This window comes from Polymorphospora rubra (assembly GCF_018324255.1).
In the GTDB taxonomy this organism is placed as follows: domain Bacteria; phylum Actinomycetota; class Actinomycetes; order Mycobacteriales; family Micromonosporaceae; genus Polymorphospora; species Polymorphospora rubra.
On the sequence record NZ_AP023359.1, the window covers coordinates 333,220 to 350,517 of the forward strand.

General features: G+C 69.9%; 15 protein-coding genes, 1 tRNA gene and 2 pseudogenes. 5 read left to right on the plus strand and 13 right to left on the minus strand.

The features are described from left to right. Positions 1-10: 10 nt before the first annotated feature. The 10 genes from Prubr_RS01465 to Prubr_RS01510 form a co-directional block, all read right to left on the minus strand. On the minus strand, positions 11-763 hold the full coding sequence (locus tag Prubr_RS01465; protein WP_212827317.1) for an amino acid ABC transporter ATP-binding protein: 753 nt from the start codon (positions 761-763) through the stop codon (positions 11-13). Positions 764-819: 56 nt separating this feature from the next. Continuing rightward, positions 820-1,797 carry an amino acid ABC transporter permease gene (locus Prubr_RS01470; RefSeq protein WP_212820868.1) on the minus strand — a complete coding sequence of 326 codons (978 nt, stop codon included), beginning with the start codon at positions 1,795-1,797 and terminating at the stop codon, positions 820-822. A gap of 2 nt (positions 1,798-1,799) precedes the next feature. Beyond that, positions 1,800-2,708, minus strand: a complete 909-nt coding sequence (locus tag Prubr_RS01475; protein ID WP_212820870.1) for an ABC transporter substrate-binding protein — start codon at positions 2,706-2,708, stop codon at positions 1,800-1,802. A 39-nt stretch (positions 2,709-2,747) separates the two neighbouring features. Continuing rightward, on the minus strand, positions 2,748-3,458 hold the full coding sequence (locus Prubr_RS01480; RefSeq protein WP_212820872.1) for an ABC transporter ATP-binding protein: 711 nt from the start codon (positions 3,456-3,458) through the stop codon (positions 2,748-2,750). Next, positions 3,448-4,257: an ABC transporter ATP-binding protein gene (locus Prubr_RS01485; RefSeq protein WP_212827319.1), complete on the minus strand. Its 810-nt coding sequence runs from the start codon at positions 4,255-4,257 to the stop codon at positions 3,448-3,450. The genes Prubr_RS01480 and Prubr_RS01485 overlap by 11 nt, the downstream gene beginning before the upstream one ends. A gap of 1 nt (position 4,258) precedes the next feature. Continuing rightward, a complete protein-coding gene (locus Prubr_RS01490; RefSeq protein WP_212820874.1) occupies positions 4,259-5,368 on the minus strand; it encodes a branched-chain amino acid ABC transporter permease in 1,110 nt (369 codons plus the stop codon). Continuing rightward, complete coding sequence (locus tag Prubr_RS01495) at positions 5,365-6,315, minus strand: branched-chain amino acid ABC transporter permease (RefSeq protein WP_212820876.1); 951 nt, start codon at positions 6,313-6,315, stop codon at positions 5,365-5,367. Before Prubr_RS01495 ends, Prubr_RS01490 begins: the two co-directional genes overlap by 4 nt. A 107-nt stretch (positions 6,316-6,422) precedes the next feature. After that, positions 6,423-7,583: a branched-chain amino acid ABC transporter substrate-binding protein gene (locus Prubr_RS01500; protein ID WP_212820878.1), complete on the minus strand. Its 1,161-nt coding sequence runs from the start codon at positions 7,581-7,583 to the stop codon at positions 6,423-6,425. Positions 7,584-7,755: 172 nt separating this feature from the next. Continuing rightward, entirely contained in the window at positions 7,756-9,027 is a 1,272-nt protein-coding gene (locus Prubr_RS01505; RefSeq protein WP_212820879.1) for a hypothetical protein, read from the minus strand. Between the two features lie 5 nt (positions 9,028-9,032). Further along, on the minus strand, positions 9,033-9,671 hold the full coding sequence (locus Prubr_RS01510; RefSeq protein WP_212820881.1) for an ANTAR domain-containing response regulator: 639 nt from the start codon (positions 9,669-9,671) through the stop codon (positions 9,033-9,035). 98 nt (positions 9,672-9,769) lie between these two features. Here Prubr_RS01510 and Prubr_RS01515 point away from each other — a divergent pair. From Prubr_RS01515 to Prubr_RS01535, 5 genes and pseudogenes are all read left to right on the plus strand, one after another. Then, positions 9,770-9,856, plus strand: a tRNA-Leu gene (locus Prubr_RS01515). 89 nt (positions 9,857-9,945) lie between these two features. Then, positions 9,946-10,644 (plus strand): transcriptional regulator, encoded by a 699-nt coding sequence (locus tag Prubr_RS01520; RefSeq protein ID WP_246568205.1) that lies wholly within the window; start codon positions 9,946-9,948, stop codon positions 10,642-10,644. A gap of 94 nt (positions 10,645-10,738) precedes the next feature. Beyond that, positions 10,739-11,281, plus strand: a complete 543-nt coding sequence (locus Prubr_RS01525) for a PLD nuclease N-terminal domain-containing protein (RefSeq protein ID WP_212820885.1) — start codon at positions 10,739-10,741, stop codon at positions 11,279-11,281. Positions 11,282-11,489: 208 nt separating this feature from the next. Then, a complete protein-coding gene (locus Prubr_RS01530; RefSeq protein ID WP_212820887.1) occupies positions 11,490-12,512 on the plus strand; it encodes an LLM class flavin-dependent oxidoreductase in 1,023 nt (340 codons plus the stop codon). 262 nt (positions 12,513-12,774) lie between these two features. Beyond that, positions 12,775-14,210, plus strand: a pseudogene (locus Prubr_RS01535) (aminotransferase class V-fold PLP-dependent enzyme). 69 nt (positions 14,211-14,279) lie between these two features. Here the strand turns inward: Prubr_RS01535 and Prubr_RS01540 are convergent. The 3 genes and pseudogenes from Prubr_RS01540 to pyk form a co-directional block, all read right to left on the minus strand. Beyond that, positions 14,280-14,750, minus strand: a complete 471-nt coding sequence (locus Prubr_RS01540) for an RrF2 family transcriptional regulator (protein WP_212820889.1) — start codon at positions 14,748-14,750, stop codon at positions 14,280-14,282. A 4-nt stretch (positions 14,751-14,754) separates the two neighbouring features. Beyond that, positions 14,755-15,656, minus strand: a pseudogene (locus tag Prubr_RS01545) (acyl-CoA thioesterase). After that, positions 15,653-17,101: a pyruvate kinase gene (pyk, locus tag Prubr_RS01550; protein WP_212820891.1), complete on the minus strand. Its 1,449-nt coding sequence runs from the start codon at positions 17,099-17,101 to the stop codon at positions 15,653-15,655. The pseudogene Prubr_RS01545 and the gene pyk overlap by 4 nt, the downstream one beginning before the upstream one ends. Positions 17,102-17,298 lie beyond the last annotated feature (197 nt).

Genomic DNA, 17,298 nt, shown 5'->3' on the forward strand with positions numbered 1-17,298 from the left:
GCCGGCCGGCTCACAGCACCTTGGCCAGGAACGCCTTCGTACGCTCGTGCCGGGGATTCGCGATCACCTCGCGCGGTACGCCGGACTCGACGACCACGCCGCCGTCCATGAAGACCAGCGAGTCGCCGACCTCACGGGCGAAGCCGATCTCGTGGGTGACCACGATCATCGTCATCCCCTCGCGGGCCAGGTCCTTCATCACATCCAGCACCTCGCCCACGAGTTCCGGGTCGAGCGCGCTGGTCGGCTCGTCGAAGAGCATCAGCTTCGGCCGCATCGCCAGCGCCCGGGCGATCGCCACCCGCTGCTGCTGGCCGCCGGAGAGCTGCCCCGGATAGCCGCCGGACTTGTCGGCCAGGCCGACCCGGGCGAGCAGCGTCGCGGACCGCTCCCGGACCTCGGCCTTCGACTCCCCGCGCACCCGCAGCGGGGCCTCCATCACGTTGGCCAGCACCGTCATGTGCGGGAAGAGGTTGAACCGCTGGAACACCATGCCGATGTCGCGCCGCTGCGCGGCCACCTCACGGGACCGCAGCTCGTGCAGCTTCCCGCCACGCTCCCGGTAGCCGATCAGTTCGCCGTCGACCCAGATCCGCCCGGCGTTGATCTTCTCCAGGTGGTTGACGCAACGCAGGAACGTCGACTTGCCCGACCCGGACGGACCGAGTACGCAGCTCACCTCGCCGGTACGCACGGTCAGGTCGATGCCGCGCAGCACCTCCAGGCTGCCGAACGACTTGTGCACCTGCTCGGCCCGGACCATCACGCCGGGCTCCGCGCCTTCCTTCACGATCTTGACCCCGCCGTCCAGCACCTCGGTCACGATGCCTCCGTCGTCCGGCCGGTGTTCTCCGCGCCGATGTTGCGCAGCCGCATCCGGGCCTTCTCCTTGCGCCCGTAGCCGCGCGAGAAGTGCCGTTCCAGGTAGTACTGGCCGACCAGCAGGACGCTGGTCAGCGCCAGGTACCACAGGCACGCCGCGACGTACATCGGGAAGACCTGGAAGGTACGCGTGCCGACCGCCTTGAGCTGGAAGAGCAACTCGGTCGACACCGGCACGAACGCGACCAGCGAGGTGTCCTTGAGCATGCCGATCGTCTCGTTGCCGGTCGGCGGAATGATCACCCGCATCGCCTGCGGCAGCACGATCCGGCGCAGGATCTGCGACCGGGACATCCCCAGTGCCTCGGCCGCCTCGGTCTGCCCCGGGTCGACCGACTGGATACCGGCCCGGACGATCTCGGCCATGTACGCCGCCTCGGTCAGGCCGAGCGCCAGCATGCCGGCCACGAACCCGCTCAGGATGTCGACCGCGCTGAACCCGAACAGCCGGGCCTCGAAGTTCTCCACCCCGAACAGCGCGCCGATCTGCCGGTCGAACGGCAGGCCGAACTCCAGCCGCGACCACAGGATGCCCAGGTTGCCGAAGAGGAGCGCCAGCACCAGCCGGGGCACCGCCCGGAAGAACCAGGTGTAGACCCAGGCCACGCCGCGCAGGATCGGGTTCTCCGACATCCGCATGATCGCGATGACGGTGCCGAGCACGACACCGATCAGCATCGCGGTCACGGTCAGCGCGATCGTGCCGCGCAGGCCGGCGATCACCGGCGGCCGGAACATGTTGTCGACCATGAACGACCACTGGAACGCCTCGTTGGTCACCAGCAGGTGCACGAACATCGACGTCAGCACGCCGATGACGACCACCGCGACCCAGCGCCCCGGATGCCGTACGGGCACGGCCTTGATCGGTTCAGGCCGTGCCCGTTCGGTTTCCACCTTGTCGTCGAGCGACATCGCTACGCGTTGACCTCGGGGTTGTCGATGCCACCGGCCTCGACACCCCAGTTCGCCAGCGCCGCCTCGTACGTGCCGTCGGCGATCAGGGCCTTCAGGGCGTCGCGCAGCACCTCGGCGAACGCCTGCTGGTCCTTGGTCACCGCGTAGCCGTACGGCGCCGACTCGTAGATGTCGCCGAGCAGCTCCAACTGGCCGTTGGTCTGCTTGACCGCGTACGCCCCGACCGGCGAGTCGGCCAGCATGGCGTCGTTCTTGCCGCTGACCACGGCCGCGGTCGCGTCGCTCTGCGCCTGGTACTGGTCGATCGTGATCGCCGGCTTGCCGTCGGTGACACACTTCTCCGACCGGGCGGTGATGTCGTCGAGCTGCACCGTGCCGGTCTGCACCGCGATCTTCTTGCCACAGGCGTCGTCGGGGTTGATCCCGGCCGGGTTGCCCGCCTTCGTGGCCCACTGGGTGCCGGCCTCGAAATAGCTGACCATCGTCACCGTCTGGAGACGCTCGGGGTTGATCGTGAACGACGAGACGCCGACCTCGTACTGGCCCGACGTCACGCCCGGCAGCAGCGCGTCGAACGGCGCCGACACGTACTCCGTCTTCAGGCCCAGCTTCGCCGCGACCGCGTTGAACAGGTCGACGTCGAAACCGATCACCGTCGAGCCGTCGGTGTCGAGGTACTCCGCCGGCGGGTACGTCGAGTCGGTACCGACCTTGATCACACCGTCGGCCTTGATCGCGTCCGGCACGCGGTCGGCCAGCGCCTGGTCGACCGATGTCGACGGCGCCGGGCTGCCCGCGCCCGAGGCGCCGCCCTCGTTCTCCTGCTCGCCGCAGGCCGCCATCGACAGCGCCAACGCCAACGCGCCCGCCGAGGCGAGCACCGCCCGCCGCGCGTTACCGATCCTCATGTTTCGCGTTCCTCCCCATTCATGCACCCCGGCAGCCGGTCAGGCAACGCCGAGGTACGCCTCCTTGACCGCCGGGTCGTGCAGCAGTTCCTGACCGGTTCCGCTCTTGACGATCCGTCCGGTCTCCAGCACGTACGCGCGGTGCGCCCGCGACAACGCCTGCTGGGCGTTCTGCTCCACGAGCAGGATCGTGGTGCCCTGCTCGTTGATCTCCGTGATGATCGAGAAGATCTGCTGGATCAGCATCGGCGCCAGCCCCATCGACGGCTCGTCGAGCAGCAGCAGCTTCGGCCGGCTCATCAGGGCCCGACCCACCGCCAGCATCTGCTGCTCACCGCCGGACAGCGTGCCACCGGACTGCTTGCGCCGCTCGGCCAGCCGCGGGAACAGGTTCAACACCCGGTCGAGGTCGGCGGCGATGCCGGCCTTGTCCTTCCGGGTGTAGGCACCCATCTCCAGGTTCTCCAGCACCGACATGCCGGGGAAGATCCCCCGGCCCTCCGGCGCCTGGCACAGGCCCCGCTGCACCCGCAGGTCGGCCCGCAGCTTGGTGATGTCCTCACCGGCGAACTTGATGGCGCCCGACGCCACCGGCCGGATGCCGGAGATCGCCCGCATCGTCGTCGACTTGCCGGCACCGTTCGCGCCGATCAGGGCGACGATCTCGCCCTCGTCGACGGTGAGGCTGATGCCGTGCAACGCCTGGATCCGCCCGTAGAGCAGGCTGACGTCATCGATCTCAAGCAGCATCGTCGGGCACTCCCAGGTATGCGGCGACCACCTTCGGGTTCTCCCGCACCTCGGCGGGCAGCCCCTCGGCGATCTTCTTTCCGAACTCCAGCACCACGATCCGGTCGGTGACGCCCATGACCAGCCGCATGTCGTGCTCGATCAGCAGCACCGTGATGCCCCGGTCGCGGATCTGCCGGATGAGCTGGAGCAGCTCCTCCTTCTCCGCCGGGTTGAAGCCGGCCGCCGGCTCGTCCAGGCACAGCAGCACCGGATCGGTGGCCAGCGCCCGGGCGATCTCCAGCCGCCGCTGCTCGCCGTACGACAGGTTGCGGGCCATCTCGTGCGTACGACCCTCGATGCCGACGAACTTGAGCAGCTCGGCGGCCTTCTCCTGGCCCTCACGCTCCTCTTTCCAGTGCCGGGGCAGCCGCAGCAGCGCCGAGATCACACTGGTCTTGTGGTGCGCGTCCGCGCCGACCTGCACGTTCTCCAGCGCCGTCATCTCCGGGAAAAGCCGGATGTTCTGGAACGTACGGGCCATGCCCATCTTGGTGATCATGTGCCGCTTCTTGCCGGTCACCTTCTCACCGCGGAACCGGATCTCGCCCTCGGTCGGACGGTAGATGCCGGTCATCGCGTTGAAGCAGGTCGTCTTGCCGGCACCGTTCGGCCCGATCAGCCCGAGGATCTCGCCCTTGTAGAGGGTGAAGTCCACGTTGTTGAGCGCGACGACACCGCCGAAGCGCAGCGTGACGTTGTCGACCTCCAGCAGCGGCTCACGGCCGACCGGAGCCGCCGCGGCCTCCTCCTTGGCCAGCTCAGCCACCGACGATCACCTCCTTGCGGCGGTCCTTGAACTCGGCCGCTCTTCGTCGGTTCGGGATCAGGCCCTGCGGCCGGAAGATCATCATCACCACGAGGACCAGGCCGAACGCCAGGAACCGGTACTCGTACAGCTGCACACCGAGGATCTCGATACCCCGGAACCGCTCAATCAGGTACGCGACCAGGCCACCGCCGACGATCGCCCCGACGATGTTGCCGGAACCACCGAGGATCACCGCCGCCAGGATGATGATCGAGTTGAGCAGTTCGAAGCTCTGCGAGTTGATGAAGTTCTGTTTACCGGCGAACAGCGCCCCGGCCAGACCGCCGATCGCGGCGCCGACCGCGAACGCCCACAGCTTGAACTTGAAGGTCGGCACACCCATCAACTGGGCCGCGTCCTCGTCCTCCCGGATCGACACCCAGGCCCGGCCGACCCGGCTACGGGTCAGGTTCCGCACCCCGAGGACCACCAGGATGATCAGCGTGAGCACCAGCCAGTAGTACGGCCGCGGGTCCAGCACACCGAAGATCGGCTTGCCGTCGGGGTAGCTGCCCGGCGGATGCGGGACCTGGTTCATGCCCCGCTGTCCCTTGAGGAACTCCGAGCTGGTCGCCGCGATCCGGATCATCTCGGCGAAGCCCAGCGTCACGATCGCCAGGTAGTCACCGCGCAACCGCAGCGTCGGCGTACCCAGCAGCACACCGGAGATCATCGTGACACCGATCGCGAGCGGCAGCGCCGCCAGCCACGGCCACAGCGTCTTCAGGTCGCTGCCCGGCGACGTCAGCACCGCCACCGTGTACGCACCGACGGCGTAGAAGCCGAAGTAGCCCAGGTCGAGCAGGCCGGTGAACCCGACCACGATGTTGAGTCCGACCGCGAGCAGCACGTAGATCGAGACCGTGAACAGCACCTGCCCGAAGTTGGACTCGGTGGTCGGGATCGGCCCCAGGTACTGGTAGAACTCCTTGTTCGGCAGAGCGTAGAAGAAGACGATGATCGCGCCGATCGCGGCCCACCGCACCCACTTCGGCGCGTTGTGCCAGCGCTCGGCGATCGCCGCCTTGCCGTCGCGCACCTTGTTGGCGAACGTTGTCATGCGCGTGCCCTCCCCAGTGACTCGCCGAGCAGACCGGTCGGCCGGAACATCAGCAGCACGACCAGCGCGGCGAAGGCCACGAAGTCCTTCCATTGCGAGCCGAACAGTTCGGCCGCGTAGTTCTCCACGAGGCCGAGCAGCAGACCGCCGACCAACGCGCCGCGCAGGTTGCCGATACCGCCGAGCACCGCCGCGGTGAACGCCTTCAAGCCCAGCAGGAAGCCCACGCTGTAGGTGAGCACCCCGATCCGGATGTTGTAGAGCAGACCGGCCACACCGGCCATCGCGCCACCGGCGATGAACACCAGCATGATGACCCGGTCCTTGTTGACGCCCATCAGCGCCGCCGTGTTCGGGTCCTGCGCCACCGCGCGGATACCCCGGCCGAGCCGGCTGCGGTTGATGAACTGGTCCAGGATCACCATCATCACCAGCGCCGCGCCGACGGTCAGCAACTGCACCGGGGTGATCCCGACACCGCCGATGGTGAACACCGGGGTGTTCGAGACGATCGTCGGCACACCCTGCGGCAGCCGCCGGGTGTAGACACCGAACGCCTCGGCGATCACGATCGACGCGCCGATCGCGGTGATCAGGAAGGCCAGCGGCGGCGCGTTGCGCTTCCGCAGCGGCCGGTAGGCCACCCGCTCGACCAGGGTCGCGGTCGCCGCCGACGCCACCGCCGCCACCAGCATCGCGACCAGGAGGTAAAGCACGATAGTCCCGAACCCGCTGATCACGGAGTTCTGGTCGAGTCCGAACGCGCTCCAGGTCCACAACGCGGCGAAGGCGCCGGCGATGAAGACCTCGGAATGCGCGAAGTTGATGAGTCTGAGCACGCCGTACACCAGCGTGTATCCCAGCGCGACCAGGGCATAGATCGCACCCTGTGTCAAGCCGGTCGTCGTGAGTTCTCCGAAGTTGGAGAACAACCCGTCGAAGTTCAAGGGGGGTGCTCCATCAGGCTTGAAACGAAAGTCGGGTGCGGCCGGGAGCGTGCATGCTCCCGGCCGCACCCGCGATCACTGCTGAGCCACCGCAGACGCGGAGACCGTCAGGACTTGGGGATCTCCTGGTCCGGCACGACCTCGCCGTTGACAACCTTGAACGCCCAGACCTTGACCTGGGTCGGGTCCAGCTCACCGGTCTCGGTGAACTTGTAGGACGCCGCGACACCCTCACCGCTGTAGCCGCCGACGAACTCGAGCAGCGCCGGGCGGGTGGTCTTGCCGTCCTTGATGCCGGCGAGCAGGATGTTCGCCGCGTCGTACGCCGTGTCGCTGTAGGTGCCCGGCGCGGTGCCGTTCAGCGCCTGGAAGTTGGCGACGAAGTTGCCGCGGGCCTCGGCGGCCGGCGCGCACGGGCAGGTCAGGATGGTGCCCTCGGCCGCGGCCTGGCCGGCGGAGGTGACGTAGGCCGGGTCGTTGACGCCGTCACCGGCGACCAGGGTGGCGGTGATCCCGGCAGCGGTGAGCTGCTTGCGGATCAGGCCGGCCTCCTGGTAGTAGCCGCCGTAGAACACGGCCGTCGCAGCCGACGAGCGGACCTTGGCGATGACCGCCGAGAAGTCGACCTGCTTGCCCTCGCCCTGGACCTTGTCCTCGCCGACGATCGCGGTGCCGAGCACCTTCTTGACCTCGTCGGCCAGACCCGCGCCGTACGCCGACTGGTCGTCGATGACATAGACCTTGTCGGACTTCAGCACGTTCTTGATGTAGTTACCGGCGGCGGGGCCCTGGCTCAGGTCGTTGCCCACCGCGCGGAAGAACGTCTTCCAGCCCTGCTCGGCCAGGCTCGGCCGGGTCGCGGACGGGGTGATGGTGACCAGACCGGCCTCGGAGAAGAGCGGACCGGCGGCCTCCGACTCACCCGAGTAGGCCGGGCCGACGATGCCGAGGATCTTCTCGTCGTCGATAGCGCGCTGCGCCAGCGCCGGCGCCTGGTCCGGGCTGCCCTGCGAGTCCAGCGGGACCAGCTCGACCGTGCAGTCCGGGTTGGCCTTGTTGTACTCGTCAACCGCGAGCTTCACGCCGTTGTTCTCGTTGATGCCGAGCGCCGCCGAACTGCCGGTCAGCGCACCGAAGAATGCGATCTTGTTGCCGCAGGCGTCGCCGCCGGCCTCCGTGTCGCCGTCGCCGCTGCTACAAGCGGCGGCACCGACGACGAGAGCCATCATGGCCACGCCACCGAGCACCCGTGCGAGCTTCTGCCTCAAGGCCCGAACCCTCTCTCCATGCCCAACGGCTCGATCCACCCGCCGTCGATTGGCTCTTGCGGCATGGAGGGAGCCCGACCGTTAACCCGGTCTGGGGCGGGACGTTATCCCACTTCGCGGGCACCCCGGTAGGTCTAGCGTGTGGCGTTGACCTAACCGTTACGTCCAGTGCTCAGATCGATGTTACGCGTGTAATACACACCCGGACTTCCAGGGCGTATGACGCCCATAAGCAGGGCCGACGCCCACCCCCGCTTCGACCGTCGTCACACCGCCGGCGCCACCCACAGACGCCCCTCACGACCGTCGTCGACCACAAGTACCACCCGCCCGGCACCCGCCGCCACCCCGCCGACCGGTCACCCCCGACCGGCAGATCGCCCGGGCCCGAAATCGGCCGCCACGACTCCCCCGCGTCCAGCGACACCCACAACCCGTGCCGCGCCCCGTCCCACGCCACCACCAGCAGCCCGGCCGCGAGCGGCGCCACCGCCTGCACCGACCCGCCCGCCGCACCGGCACCGAACCGGCCCGCAGCCCGCCACTCACCCGGCCCCCAGCGGTCCCCCTCGGCCCGCCACGCCCCGAACGACGACCCGCGTACCCCGACCACCACCGGACCACCCGCCGTCACCACGACCCGCTGCGGACGCTCCCGCGCCCCGTCGCCCGGCAACCCGACCCGGGTCCACCCCACCCCGTCCGGCGAGGTCCACACCACCGCCGCGTCCGCGTCCCCGGTCACCACGCCGGCCAGCACCCAGCCCGCCGGCCCGGCCGCCACGTCGTACGCCCAGGTGACCCCACGGTCGTCCGACGCCAGGCCCGGCAGCCCGGCCCGCAACTCGAACCCGGCCGCGTCGACCGAACCCCACACCGCCGCGCCCGACACCCGGTTGCCGGCGATCAGCCAGCCGCCGGCACCACCCGCGATCCGGCCGACGTTGCGGGCCTCGGCACCGCCGTACAACTCGAACGGCGCCGGCACCTCGACCAGCGAACCGTCCGGAACCTGCCGCCAGGTGACCACCCGCGGGTTGCCGTGCACCCCGCCGCTGCGCGCCCCCACCGCCGCGACCACACCGTCCCGGCAACCGACCGAATACAGCACCGCCCGCTCGCCGTAGAAACTCTCGGCGGCCACCCCGACCGGCGCCCACGCGCCCGTGTCGGCACTGACCCAGGCCGCCGGCCGCGTCTCACCGTCCGCCGCCTCCACCGCGCCGACGACGTACCAGCGGTCGTCGCAGACGGTCACATCACGGACGACGACCCGGCCGGGCGTCCCGTCCGGCACCGGCAGCGTCCCGCGCGACCAGCGGACCGGCACCGGCCCGTCGTCGTCCGGCGAGCCCGCACACGCGCCGGCGGACACCAGCACCCCGGCGAGCAGCCCCGCCGCCAGCCGCCGGCAACTCCCCCGTGGAGCCGGCCGGCGGCCCATCCGGATCAGCTCGCGCCGGTCGTCTCGTCGGCCCCGGCCGCCGGTGCCTGCCCGGTGCCCTCGGCGAGGATCCGCTCGGCGACCTCGCGCATCGTCATCCGGTGGTCCATCGCGGTGCGCTGGATCCACTTGAACGACTGCGGCTCGGTCATCCCGTACGTGGTCATCAACGCGCCCTTGGCCCGCTCGACCACCTTGCGGGTCTCCAGCCGGTCGGTCAGGCCGGCGACCTCCGACTCCAGCGCCGCGATCTCGGAGTAGCGCGACAGCGCCACCTCGATCGCCGGCACCAGGTCGCTCTTCTGGAACGGCTTGACCAGGTAGGCCATCGCGCCGGCCGCCCGGGCCCGCTCGACCAGGTCACGCTGACTGAAAGCGGTCAGGATGATGACCGGGGCGATCCGTCCGCCGGCGATCCGCTCCGCGGCCGCCAGCCCGTCCATGATCGGCATCTTGATGTCGAGGATGACGAGGTCGGGTTTGAGCTCCTCGGCCATGCGTACGGCCGCCTCGCCGTCGCCGGCCTCGCCGACCACGTCGTAGCCCTCCTCGACGAGCATCTCGGCCAGATCGAGCCGGATCAGCGCCTCGTCCTCGGCGATCAGCACCCGCCTGCGCTCGGCACCCGCCTGCGTCTCGGCCACGAAGCCCTACCCCCACGATCGTCAAAACCAACGCTGCCTCAATGCTGCCGCATCAGCGTAGTCGGGTACAGTGAGTCGCACCCGCCGGGATGGCGGATGCCGGGATGGAGGAATCGGCAGACTCGGATGCCTCAAAAGCATCTGCCCGAAAGGGCGTGCGGGTTCAAGTCCCGCTCCCGGCACCAAAATGACGCACACATGTTCGATAGTGGTCAGTGTGCATCCACCCGAACTGCGCGCTCGTGCCCGACGAGCGTTTCTGGCAGGCCAAACCGTGACCGACACGGCACGAGCACTTGGGCTGCCCTACTCCACCGTTTGGCACTGGTGCGTCGACCGCCCGGACCGATCCGTACGTGGGACAGCCCTACGTTGTTTTCGGTGCCTGCCTGACGACAACGCCCAGCCGGACCTCGGTTCCTACGCCTATCTGCTCGGCCTCTACCTCGGGGACGGGCACCTGGTCGTATCTGCGAAAGTTCCGGTCCTGAGTATCGCCTGCGCCGACACGTACCCCGGGCTGATCGACCTGTGCGAGCAGGCGATGCTGACGGTACTCGCGAATCGGGTCCAGCGGGTACAGAAAAAGGGTAAGGGTTACGTCGCGGTCCAGAGCTACGGGAAGCACTGGCCGTGCCTGCTGCCCCAGCACGGCCCCGGGCCGAAGCATCTCCGCCCGATCGTGCTCGCCGACTGGCAGCGCCGGATCGTGGCCGCCCAGCCGGGCGACTTCCTGCGTGGCCTCTTCCATTCGGACGGTTGCCGGATCGACAACCCGGTACGCCGGGCAGGCCGCGACTACTCCTATCCGCGGTATCTGTTCACGAACCGGTCGGCCGACATCCTCGGCCTCTGCGGGTGGGCGCTGGACCTGCTCGGGATCGCCTGGCGGATGAACCGGCCGGACTCGCTGTCGGTGGCGCGCCGGGTCGCGGTCGCCGCCCTCGACCGGCACGTCGGACCGAAGTCCTGACCGGTGCCGCCCGACGTCCCTGACATCTGTGAATAATCCTCTCCTATCGGACTGGCCTGGGGTTAGCTTCGCGGTAGACGCAGAGGGGGAAACCATGTCCGAGGGAATCGGCTTCTGGGAAGCGTTCTGGCTACTGATCATCTTCATACCGCTGCTGCTGGTGTGGGGTTTCGCGATCGTCGACATCTTCCGGCGCAGCGACATGTCCGGCCTGGCGAAGGCGTTCTGGATGGTCGCCGTGGTGTTGATGCCGTTCGTCGGCACCCTGCTCTACCTGCTCTTCCGGCCGGCCCGCGAGACCGCGGCCGCCGCCGGTCCGGCACCCGCCGATCCGGTACGGCACCCGGACGACGGCCCGCAGTACGCGCCGCAGAACCGGGCCGAGCAGTTGCGGCTGCTCGCCGACCTGCACGACCGGGGCAAGTTGAGCGATCCGGAGTTCTCGGCGGAGAAGGCGCGGCTGGCGGCCGTACCGGTGGCGGGCGCGGACCCGAACGGCGGTCTGCTGACCCGGCCGACGATCGCCACCACCCGGATGGCCGCGCCGGAGCTGTCGAAGGACGGCATGCCGGCCGGCACCCCGGCCAACGGCAGCGCCCCTGCCGAGCCGCCCATGGCGGACAGCGCCAAGGCGTGACGGTCCCGATCCGCGTGATCAGGGACCTGGTCCCGCGTGTCGTCGGCGGGTCGCTCGTGCCCGTCCCTGATCACCGTGATCAGGGACGGGCACGGCCGGGTCAGGGACTGCCGGGTCAGGGACGGGCACGGCCGGGTCAGGGACGGGCGCGGCGGGAATCCGCCGCGGATCCGGAAGAAACCGGGTTCCGGACGGGTTGGCAAGCCTTGTGAGCGACGTACCTCTCGACGTACCCCTTTCTGTCCTTGACGTTGCCCCGGTCGCGGCCGGGGCGGGCGCCGGTGAGGCGCTGCGGCACACGACCGAGCTGGCCCGGCGCACCGAGGCGCTCGGTTACCGCCGGTTCTGGGTGGCGGAGCACCACAACATGCCGGCGATCGCGAGTTCGGCGCCGGCGGTGCTGATCGCGCATCTGGCCGCGGCGACCTCGTCGATCCGGGTCGGTTCGGGCGGGGTGATGCTGCCGAACCATCCGCCGCTGGTGGTGGCCGAACAGTTCGGCACGCTGGAGGCGTTGCATCCGGGGCGGGTCGATCTCGGTATCGGGCGGGCGCCGGGGACCGACCAGGTGACGGCGCTGGCGCTGCGGCGGACGATGGAGGGGCTGTCGGCCGAGGCGTTTCCGCAGGAGTTGGAAGACCTGATCGCCTATTTCGACGGCGAGCGCCGGCGGGGCACGAGCGCGACGCCGGGTGGCGGCGACATGCCGGCGATCTGGTTGTTGGGGTCGAGCGGGTTCAGTGCGCGGTTGGCCGGGTTGATGGGGTTGCCGTTCTCGTTCGCGCACCATTTCAGCGCGACGAACACGGAGCCGGCGTTGGCGTTGTACCGGGACAGTTTCCGGCCGTCGCGGTGGTTGGCGAAGCCGTACGCGATGGTGGCGGTGAACACGATCTGTGCCGACACGGACGAGCGGGCGCAGTGGCTGGCCGGGCCGAGCGGGTTGTCGTTCCTGCGGTTGCGGGCGGGTCGGCCGGAGCCTCTGGTGTCGCCGGAGGAGGCGGCGGCGTATCCGTACTCGGACCTGGAGCGGGACTTCGCGCTGGAGCGGCAGCGGGGTCAGGCGGTGGGTTCGCCGGAGACGGTACGTCGGCAGTTGTCGGATCTGTTGGCGCGTACCGCGGCCGATGAGTTGATGCTGACGACGATGGTGTACGACGTCGCGGACCGGGTCCGGTCGTTCGAGTTGGTCGCCGAGAAGGTGGCGGGCGGGCTGCGCCGGGAGCGGTGAGGTGGGGCGCGGGTGGCCGCTGGGGTGGAGTGAAACATGATCTTCATCTGGGCGACACCGGCAGGCGCCACTTGCGGCCTAGTGTCGTATCCGGTGGTGGTTCGACGCACGTGGTCGTGAGTTTGTCAGGCCATGTGTCGTCGCGGTGTGTATGTGCCGCGCCGTGCCGGTGGGAGTTTGTTCGCTTCCACCGGCACGGACGGCCGCTGGCCCCTTGATCGGGGCAGCCGATTTTTGATCGACTTCACGCATGACCACTCACATGGACGCCGAGGAGTTCCGGCGTAACGGGCACGCGGTGATCGACTGGATCGCCGACTACTGGGCGACGCTGGAGCAGCGTCCCGTGCTGTCCGCGGACCAGCCCGGCGCGGTCGCCGGCCGGCTGCCGTCCACGGCGCCCGAGCGGGGTGAGGACTTCGACCGGATCCTGGCCGACCTGGACGCGGTGGTCATGCCGGGTGTGACGCACTGGCAGCATCCGGGCTTCTTCGGCTATTTCCCGGCCAACGTCTCGGGGCCGAGTGTGCTCGGTGACCTGGTGAGTTCGGGGCTCGGGGTGCAGGGGATGTTGTGGGCGACCGGGCCGGCGTGCACCGAGGTGGAGACGGTGATGCTCGACTGGCTGGCGGATCTGTTGGATCTGCCGGCGCGGTTCCGGTCGACCGGGTCGGGTGGCGGGGTGATCCAGGATTCGGCGTCGTCGGCGACGCTCGTCGCGACGCTGGCGGCGTTGCACCGGGCGAGCAAGGGCCGGTGGCGGAGCGACGGTGTGGAGGGGCGGTACGCCGTCTACACGTCGACGCAGGGTCATTCGTCGATCGAGAAGGCGGCCCGGATCGCGGGTATCGGGGACGGCAACGTGCGGCCGGTGGAGGTCGACGACCGTACGCTGGCGATGGATCCGGAGGCGTTGCGGTCGATGCTCGACGCCGATCTGGCGGCGGGGATCAGGCCGGCTCTGGTGGTGGCGACGATCGGTACGACGTCGACGACGGCGGTCGACCCGATTCCGGCGATCGGCGAGATCTGCCGGGAGTACGGGGTGTGGCTGCACGTCGACGCGGCGTACGCGGGGGCGTCGGCGGTCTGTCCGGAGCTGCGGTGGTCGCACGCGGGTTGGAGTACGCGGACTCGTACTGCTTCGATCCGCACAAGTGGTTGTTGACCGGCTTCGACTGTGACGCGTTCTGGGTCGCCGACCGGGCCGAGCTGGTCGAGGCGTTGACGGTGCTGCCGGAGTATCTGCGTAATGCCGCGTCGGAGTCCGGTGCGGTGCTCGACTACCGGGACTGGCAGGTGCCGTTGGGGCGGCGGTTCCGGGCGTTGAAGTTGTGGTTCGTGCTGCGCTGGTACGGCGCGGAGGGGTTGCGGGCGCACATCCGGGGCAGTGTCGAGTTGGCCGCCGGGTTCGCCGAGCGGGTCCGGGCCGACGAGCGGTTCGAGGTCGTGGCGCCGCATCCGTTCTCGCTGGTGTGTTTCCGGCTACGGGGCGGGGACGGGGTGGACGGTGACGCGGCGACTGCCGAGCTGCTGGCGCGGGTGAACGCGGATGGTCGGGTCTATCTGACGCACACCCGGGTGCGGGGTGCGTACACGCTGCGGCTGGCGGTGGGTGCGCCGCAGACGCGGGCGCGTCATGTCGAGGAGGCGTGGTCGCTGATCGGTGCGCAGGCGGCGGCGGTGTTGGCCGGTTGAGCGACGGGTGGCCCCGCCCGGCCGGGCGGGGCCACGGCGTGTCGTGCGGGTTGGCCGGTCGCGGGTGGGTCAGGTCCAGGCGCGGGGGTCGGCGACGAGGTCGCGGATGCGTCCGGGCAGGTTGCCGGTTGCCACGTCGACGATGGTGACCGACTCCAGGATCTCCCGTTCGCTGGCGCGCAGCGCGATCCAGACCTCCTGGAGGGCGCTGGCCGCACCGTGGTAGCCGAGGTCCTCGGGGCGTTGCCCGCGTACGTGGGCGAGTGGTCCGTCGATGACCCGGATGACGTCGGCGAGGCTGATCTCGCCGCCGGGGCGGGCCAGCCAGTAGCCGCCTTCGGGGCCGCGCTGGGCGTGGACGATGCCGCCGCGGCGCAGTTGGAGCAGGATGCTCTCGAGGAACTTCGGCGGGATCTCCTGGGCACGGGCGATCTGGTCGGCGGTCACCGGTGCCCCGGGTCGCCCGGACGCGGGGTCGGCGGCGGCGGCGAGTTCGGCGGTCGCACGCAGCGCATAGTCGACCCGGGCGGAGAGACGCATGGCGTCACCCTACTTGCGGTGGTCGTCCCTGCTCACGGCGGACCAGCCCCTCCTGTACGGCGCTGGCGATGTGCCGGCCGTCGGCGCTGAACATCCGGCCGGTGGCGAGTCCGCGGCCGCCGGACGCGGACGGGCTGGCGCAGTCGTAGAGGAACCATTCGTCGGCGCGGAAGGGCCGGTGGAACCACAGGGCGTGGTCGAGGCTGGCGCCGGCGACGCCGCCGGGCCCCAGACCTCGCCGTGGGTGGACAGGACCGCGTCGAGCAGGGTCAGGTCGGAGGCGTACGTCAGCGCGCAGGCGTGCAGGAGCGGGTCGTCGGGGAGTTTGGCGTCGATCCGCATCCAGACCCGCTGGTGGGGTTCGGCGGGCCGGTCGCCGGGGCGTACCCAGCCGGGTTCGCCGACGTAGCGGACGTCGATCGGGCGGGGGATCTCGCCCCAGATGCCGAGCCGTTCGGGATAGCGGGCGAGCCGCTCGGTCATGGTGGGGACCTCGTCGGGCCCGGGTACGTCGGGTGGCAGCGGGGTCTGGTGGTCGAGGCCCTCTTCGGGGTGCTGGAACGACGCCGACATGAAGAAGATCGTCTTGCCGTGCTGGACGGCGACCGACCGGCGTACGGAGAACGACCTGCCGTCGCGGATGTTCTCGACCTGGTATTCGATCGGCGCGGTGGGGTCGCCGGGCCGGACGAAGTAGCCGTGCAGGGAGTGCACGTGCCGGCTCGGGTCGACGGTGCGTCCGGCGGCGACGAGGGCCTGGCCGGCGACCTGCCCGCCGTAGACCCGCAGCGGGCCTACGGGCGGGCTCGTCCCGAGGAAGGTGGTGTCGTCGAGGCGCCTGAGGTCGAGCAGTTCGAGCAGTTGCTCGACGGCGGCCTCGCCGACGACCGGTCGGTCGCTGGTCACTGAAGGGCCCGGGCCGCCGCCGCGTCGACGAGCGAGCCGAGCTGGTGCACCCGCAGGGTGTTGGTGGAGCCCGGGGTGCCGGGCGGGCTGCCGGCGACGATGACGACGTAGTCGCCGGGGTTGGCCCGGCCGAGGCCGAGCAGGGCCTGGTCGACCTGGCGGAACATGTCGTCGGTGTGCTGGACGAACGGCATGAGGAACGTCTCCACGCCCCAGGAGAGGGCGAGCTGGTCGCGTACCTCGGGGACCGGGGTGAAGGCGAGCAGCGGCAGTTCGCAGTGCAGGCGGGAGAGCCGGCGTACGGTGTCTCCGGTCTGCGAGAAGGCGACCAGTGCCTTGGCGCCGATGTTGCGGGCGATCTGGGAGGCGGCGACGGTCAGCGCGCCGCCGTGGGTGCGCGGGTCGTGCTGGAGGCGCGGGACGCCGATCGAGCCGGACTCGGTGGTCTGGACGATCTTGGCCATGGTGCTGACGGTGAGCACCGGGTATTTTCCGACGCTGGTCTCGCCGGACAGCATCACGGCGTCGGCGCCGTCGAGTACGGCGTTGGCGACGTCGGACGCCTCGGCGCGGGTCGGGCGCGAGTTCTCGATCATCGAGTCGAGCATCTGGGTGGCGACGATGACCGGCTTGGCGTTCTCCCGGCTCAGCTGCACGGCCCGCTTCTGAACCAGGGGAACCTGGTCGAGCGGGAGTTCGACGCCGAGGTCGCCGCGGGCGACCATGACGCCGTCGAAGGCGTCGACGATCTGCTCGAGGTGGGTGACCGCCTCCGGCTTCTCGACCTTGGCGAGCACCGGACGGCGGATGCCGACCTCGTCCATGATCCCGTGGACGAGCTTGATGTCCTCGGGTGAGCGGACGAACGACAGCGCGATCATGTCGGCGCCGAGCCCGAGCGCGAAGCGCAGGTCCTCGCTGTCCTTCTCGGACAGCGCCGGCACGCTGACGGCGACGTTGGGCAGCGAGACGCCCTTGTTGTTGGAGACGGGGCCGCCCTCGACGACCAGGCAGCGGATGTCGTTGCCGGCGACGGAGGTGACCTCGACGCCGACCTTGCCGTCGTCGATGAGCAGCCGGTCGCCGGGGCGGACCTCCTGCGGAAGCTTGCGGTAGGTGCACGAGACCCGGTCGGCGGTGCCGAGGATGTCGTCGCTGGTGATCACGACCGAGTCGCCGGTGCGCCACTCGTGCGGCCCGTCGGCGAACCGGCCGAGACGGATCTTGGGACCCTGGAGGTCGGCGAGGACGGCCACGGCCCGGCCGGCGGCCCGGGCCGCCTGGCGCACCAACTGGTAGACCTGCTCGTGGTCGGCGTGGCTGCCATGGCTGAAGTTGAGCCGGGCCACGTCCATGCCCGCTTCGACCAGGCCGCGGATGCGTTCCGGCGACGAAGTGGCAGGGCCAAGGGTGCAGACGATCTTTGCACGGCGTGTCACGCCCATCAGGCTAGTCTCTCTCCCGGACCGGTCCAGCGACCGGCCCCTGTCGGATATCCGAACACCTATCCAACGCCGCGTGGTGCGCGCATGACCACGGGTCGCCACACGGCGGGGCGGCGCCGTCACCACGGGCATGTCGGCACCGGCCCGCCGTCGACGCCGTTCCCCGGGCGCGAGTCCCGGGCGCGAGAGCGGTGGCC

Excerpts from the sequence above, each read along its gene's own strand:
- Prubr_RS01470 (WP_212820868.1), bottom strand. The coding sequence starts at position 1,797 with ATGTCGCTCGACGACAAGGTGGAAACCGAACGGGCACGGCCTGAACCG.
- Prubr_RS01465 (WP_212827317.1), bottom strand. The coding sequence starts at position 763 with ATGGTCCGGGCCGAGCAGGTGCACAAGTCGTTCGGCAGCCTGGAGGTG.
- pyk (WP_212820891.1), bottom strand. The coding sequence starts at position 17,101 with ATGGGCGTGACACGCCGTGCAAAGATCGTCTGCACCCTTGGCCCTGCC.
- Prubr_RS01480 (WP_212820872.1), bottom strand. The coding sequence starts at position 3,458 with ATGCTGCTTGAGATCGATGACGTCAGCCTGCTCTACGGGCGGATCCAG.
- Prubr_RS01490 (WP_212820874.1), bottom strand. The coding sequence starts at position 5,368 with ATGACAACGTTCGCCAACAAGGTGCGCGACGGCAAGGCGGCGATCGCC.
- Prubr_RS01505 (WP_212820879.1), bottom strand. The coding sequence starts at position 9,027 with ATGGGCCGCCGGCCGGCTCCACGGGGGAGTTGCCGGCGGCTGGCGGCG.
- Prubr_RS01475 (WP_212820870.1), bottom strand. The coding sequence starts at position 2,708 with ATGAGGATCGGTAACGCGCGGCGGGCGGTGCTCGCCTCGGCGGGCGCG.
- Prubr_RS01525 (WP_212820885.1), top strand. The coding sequence starts at position 10,739 with ATGTCCGAGGGAATCGGCTTCTGGGAAGCGTTCTGGCTACTGATCATC.
- Prubr_RS01540 (WP_212820889.1), bottom strand. The coding sequence starts at position 14,750 with ATGCGTCTCTCCGCCCGGGTCGACTATGCGCTGCGTGCGACCGCCGAA.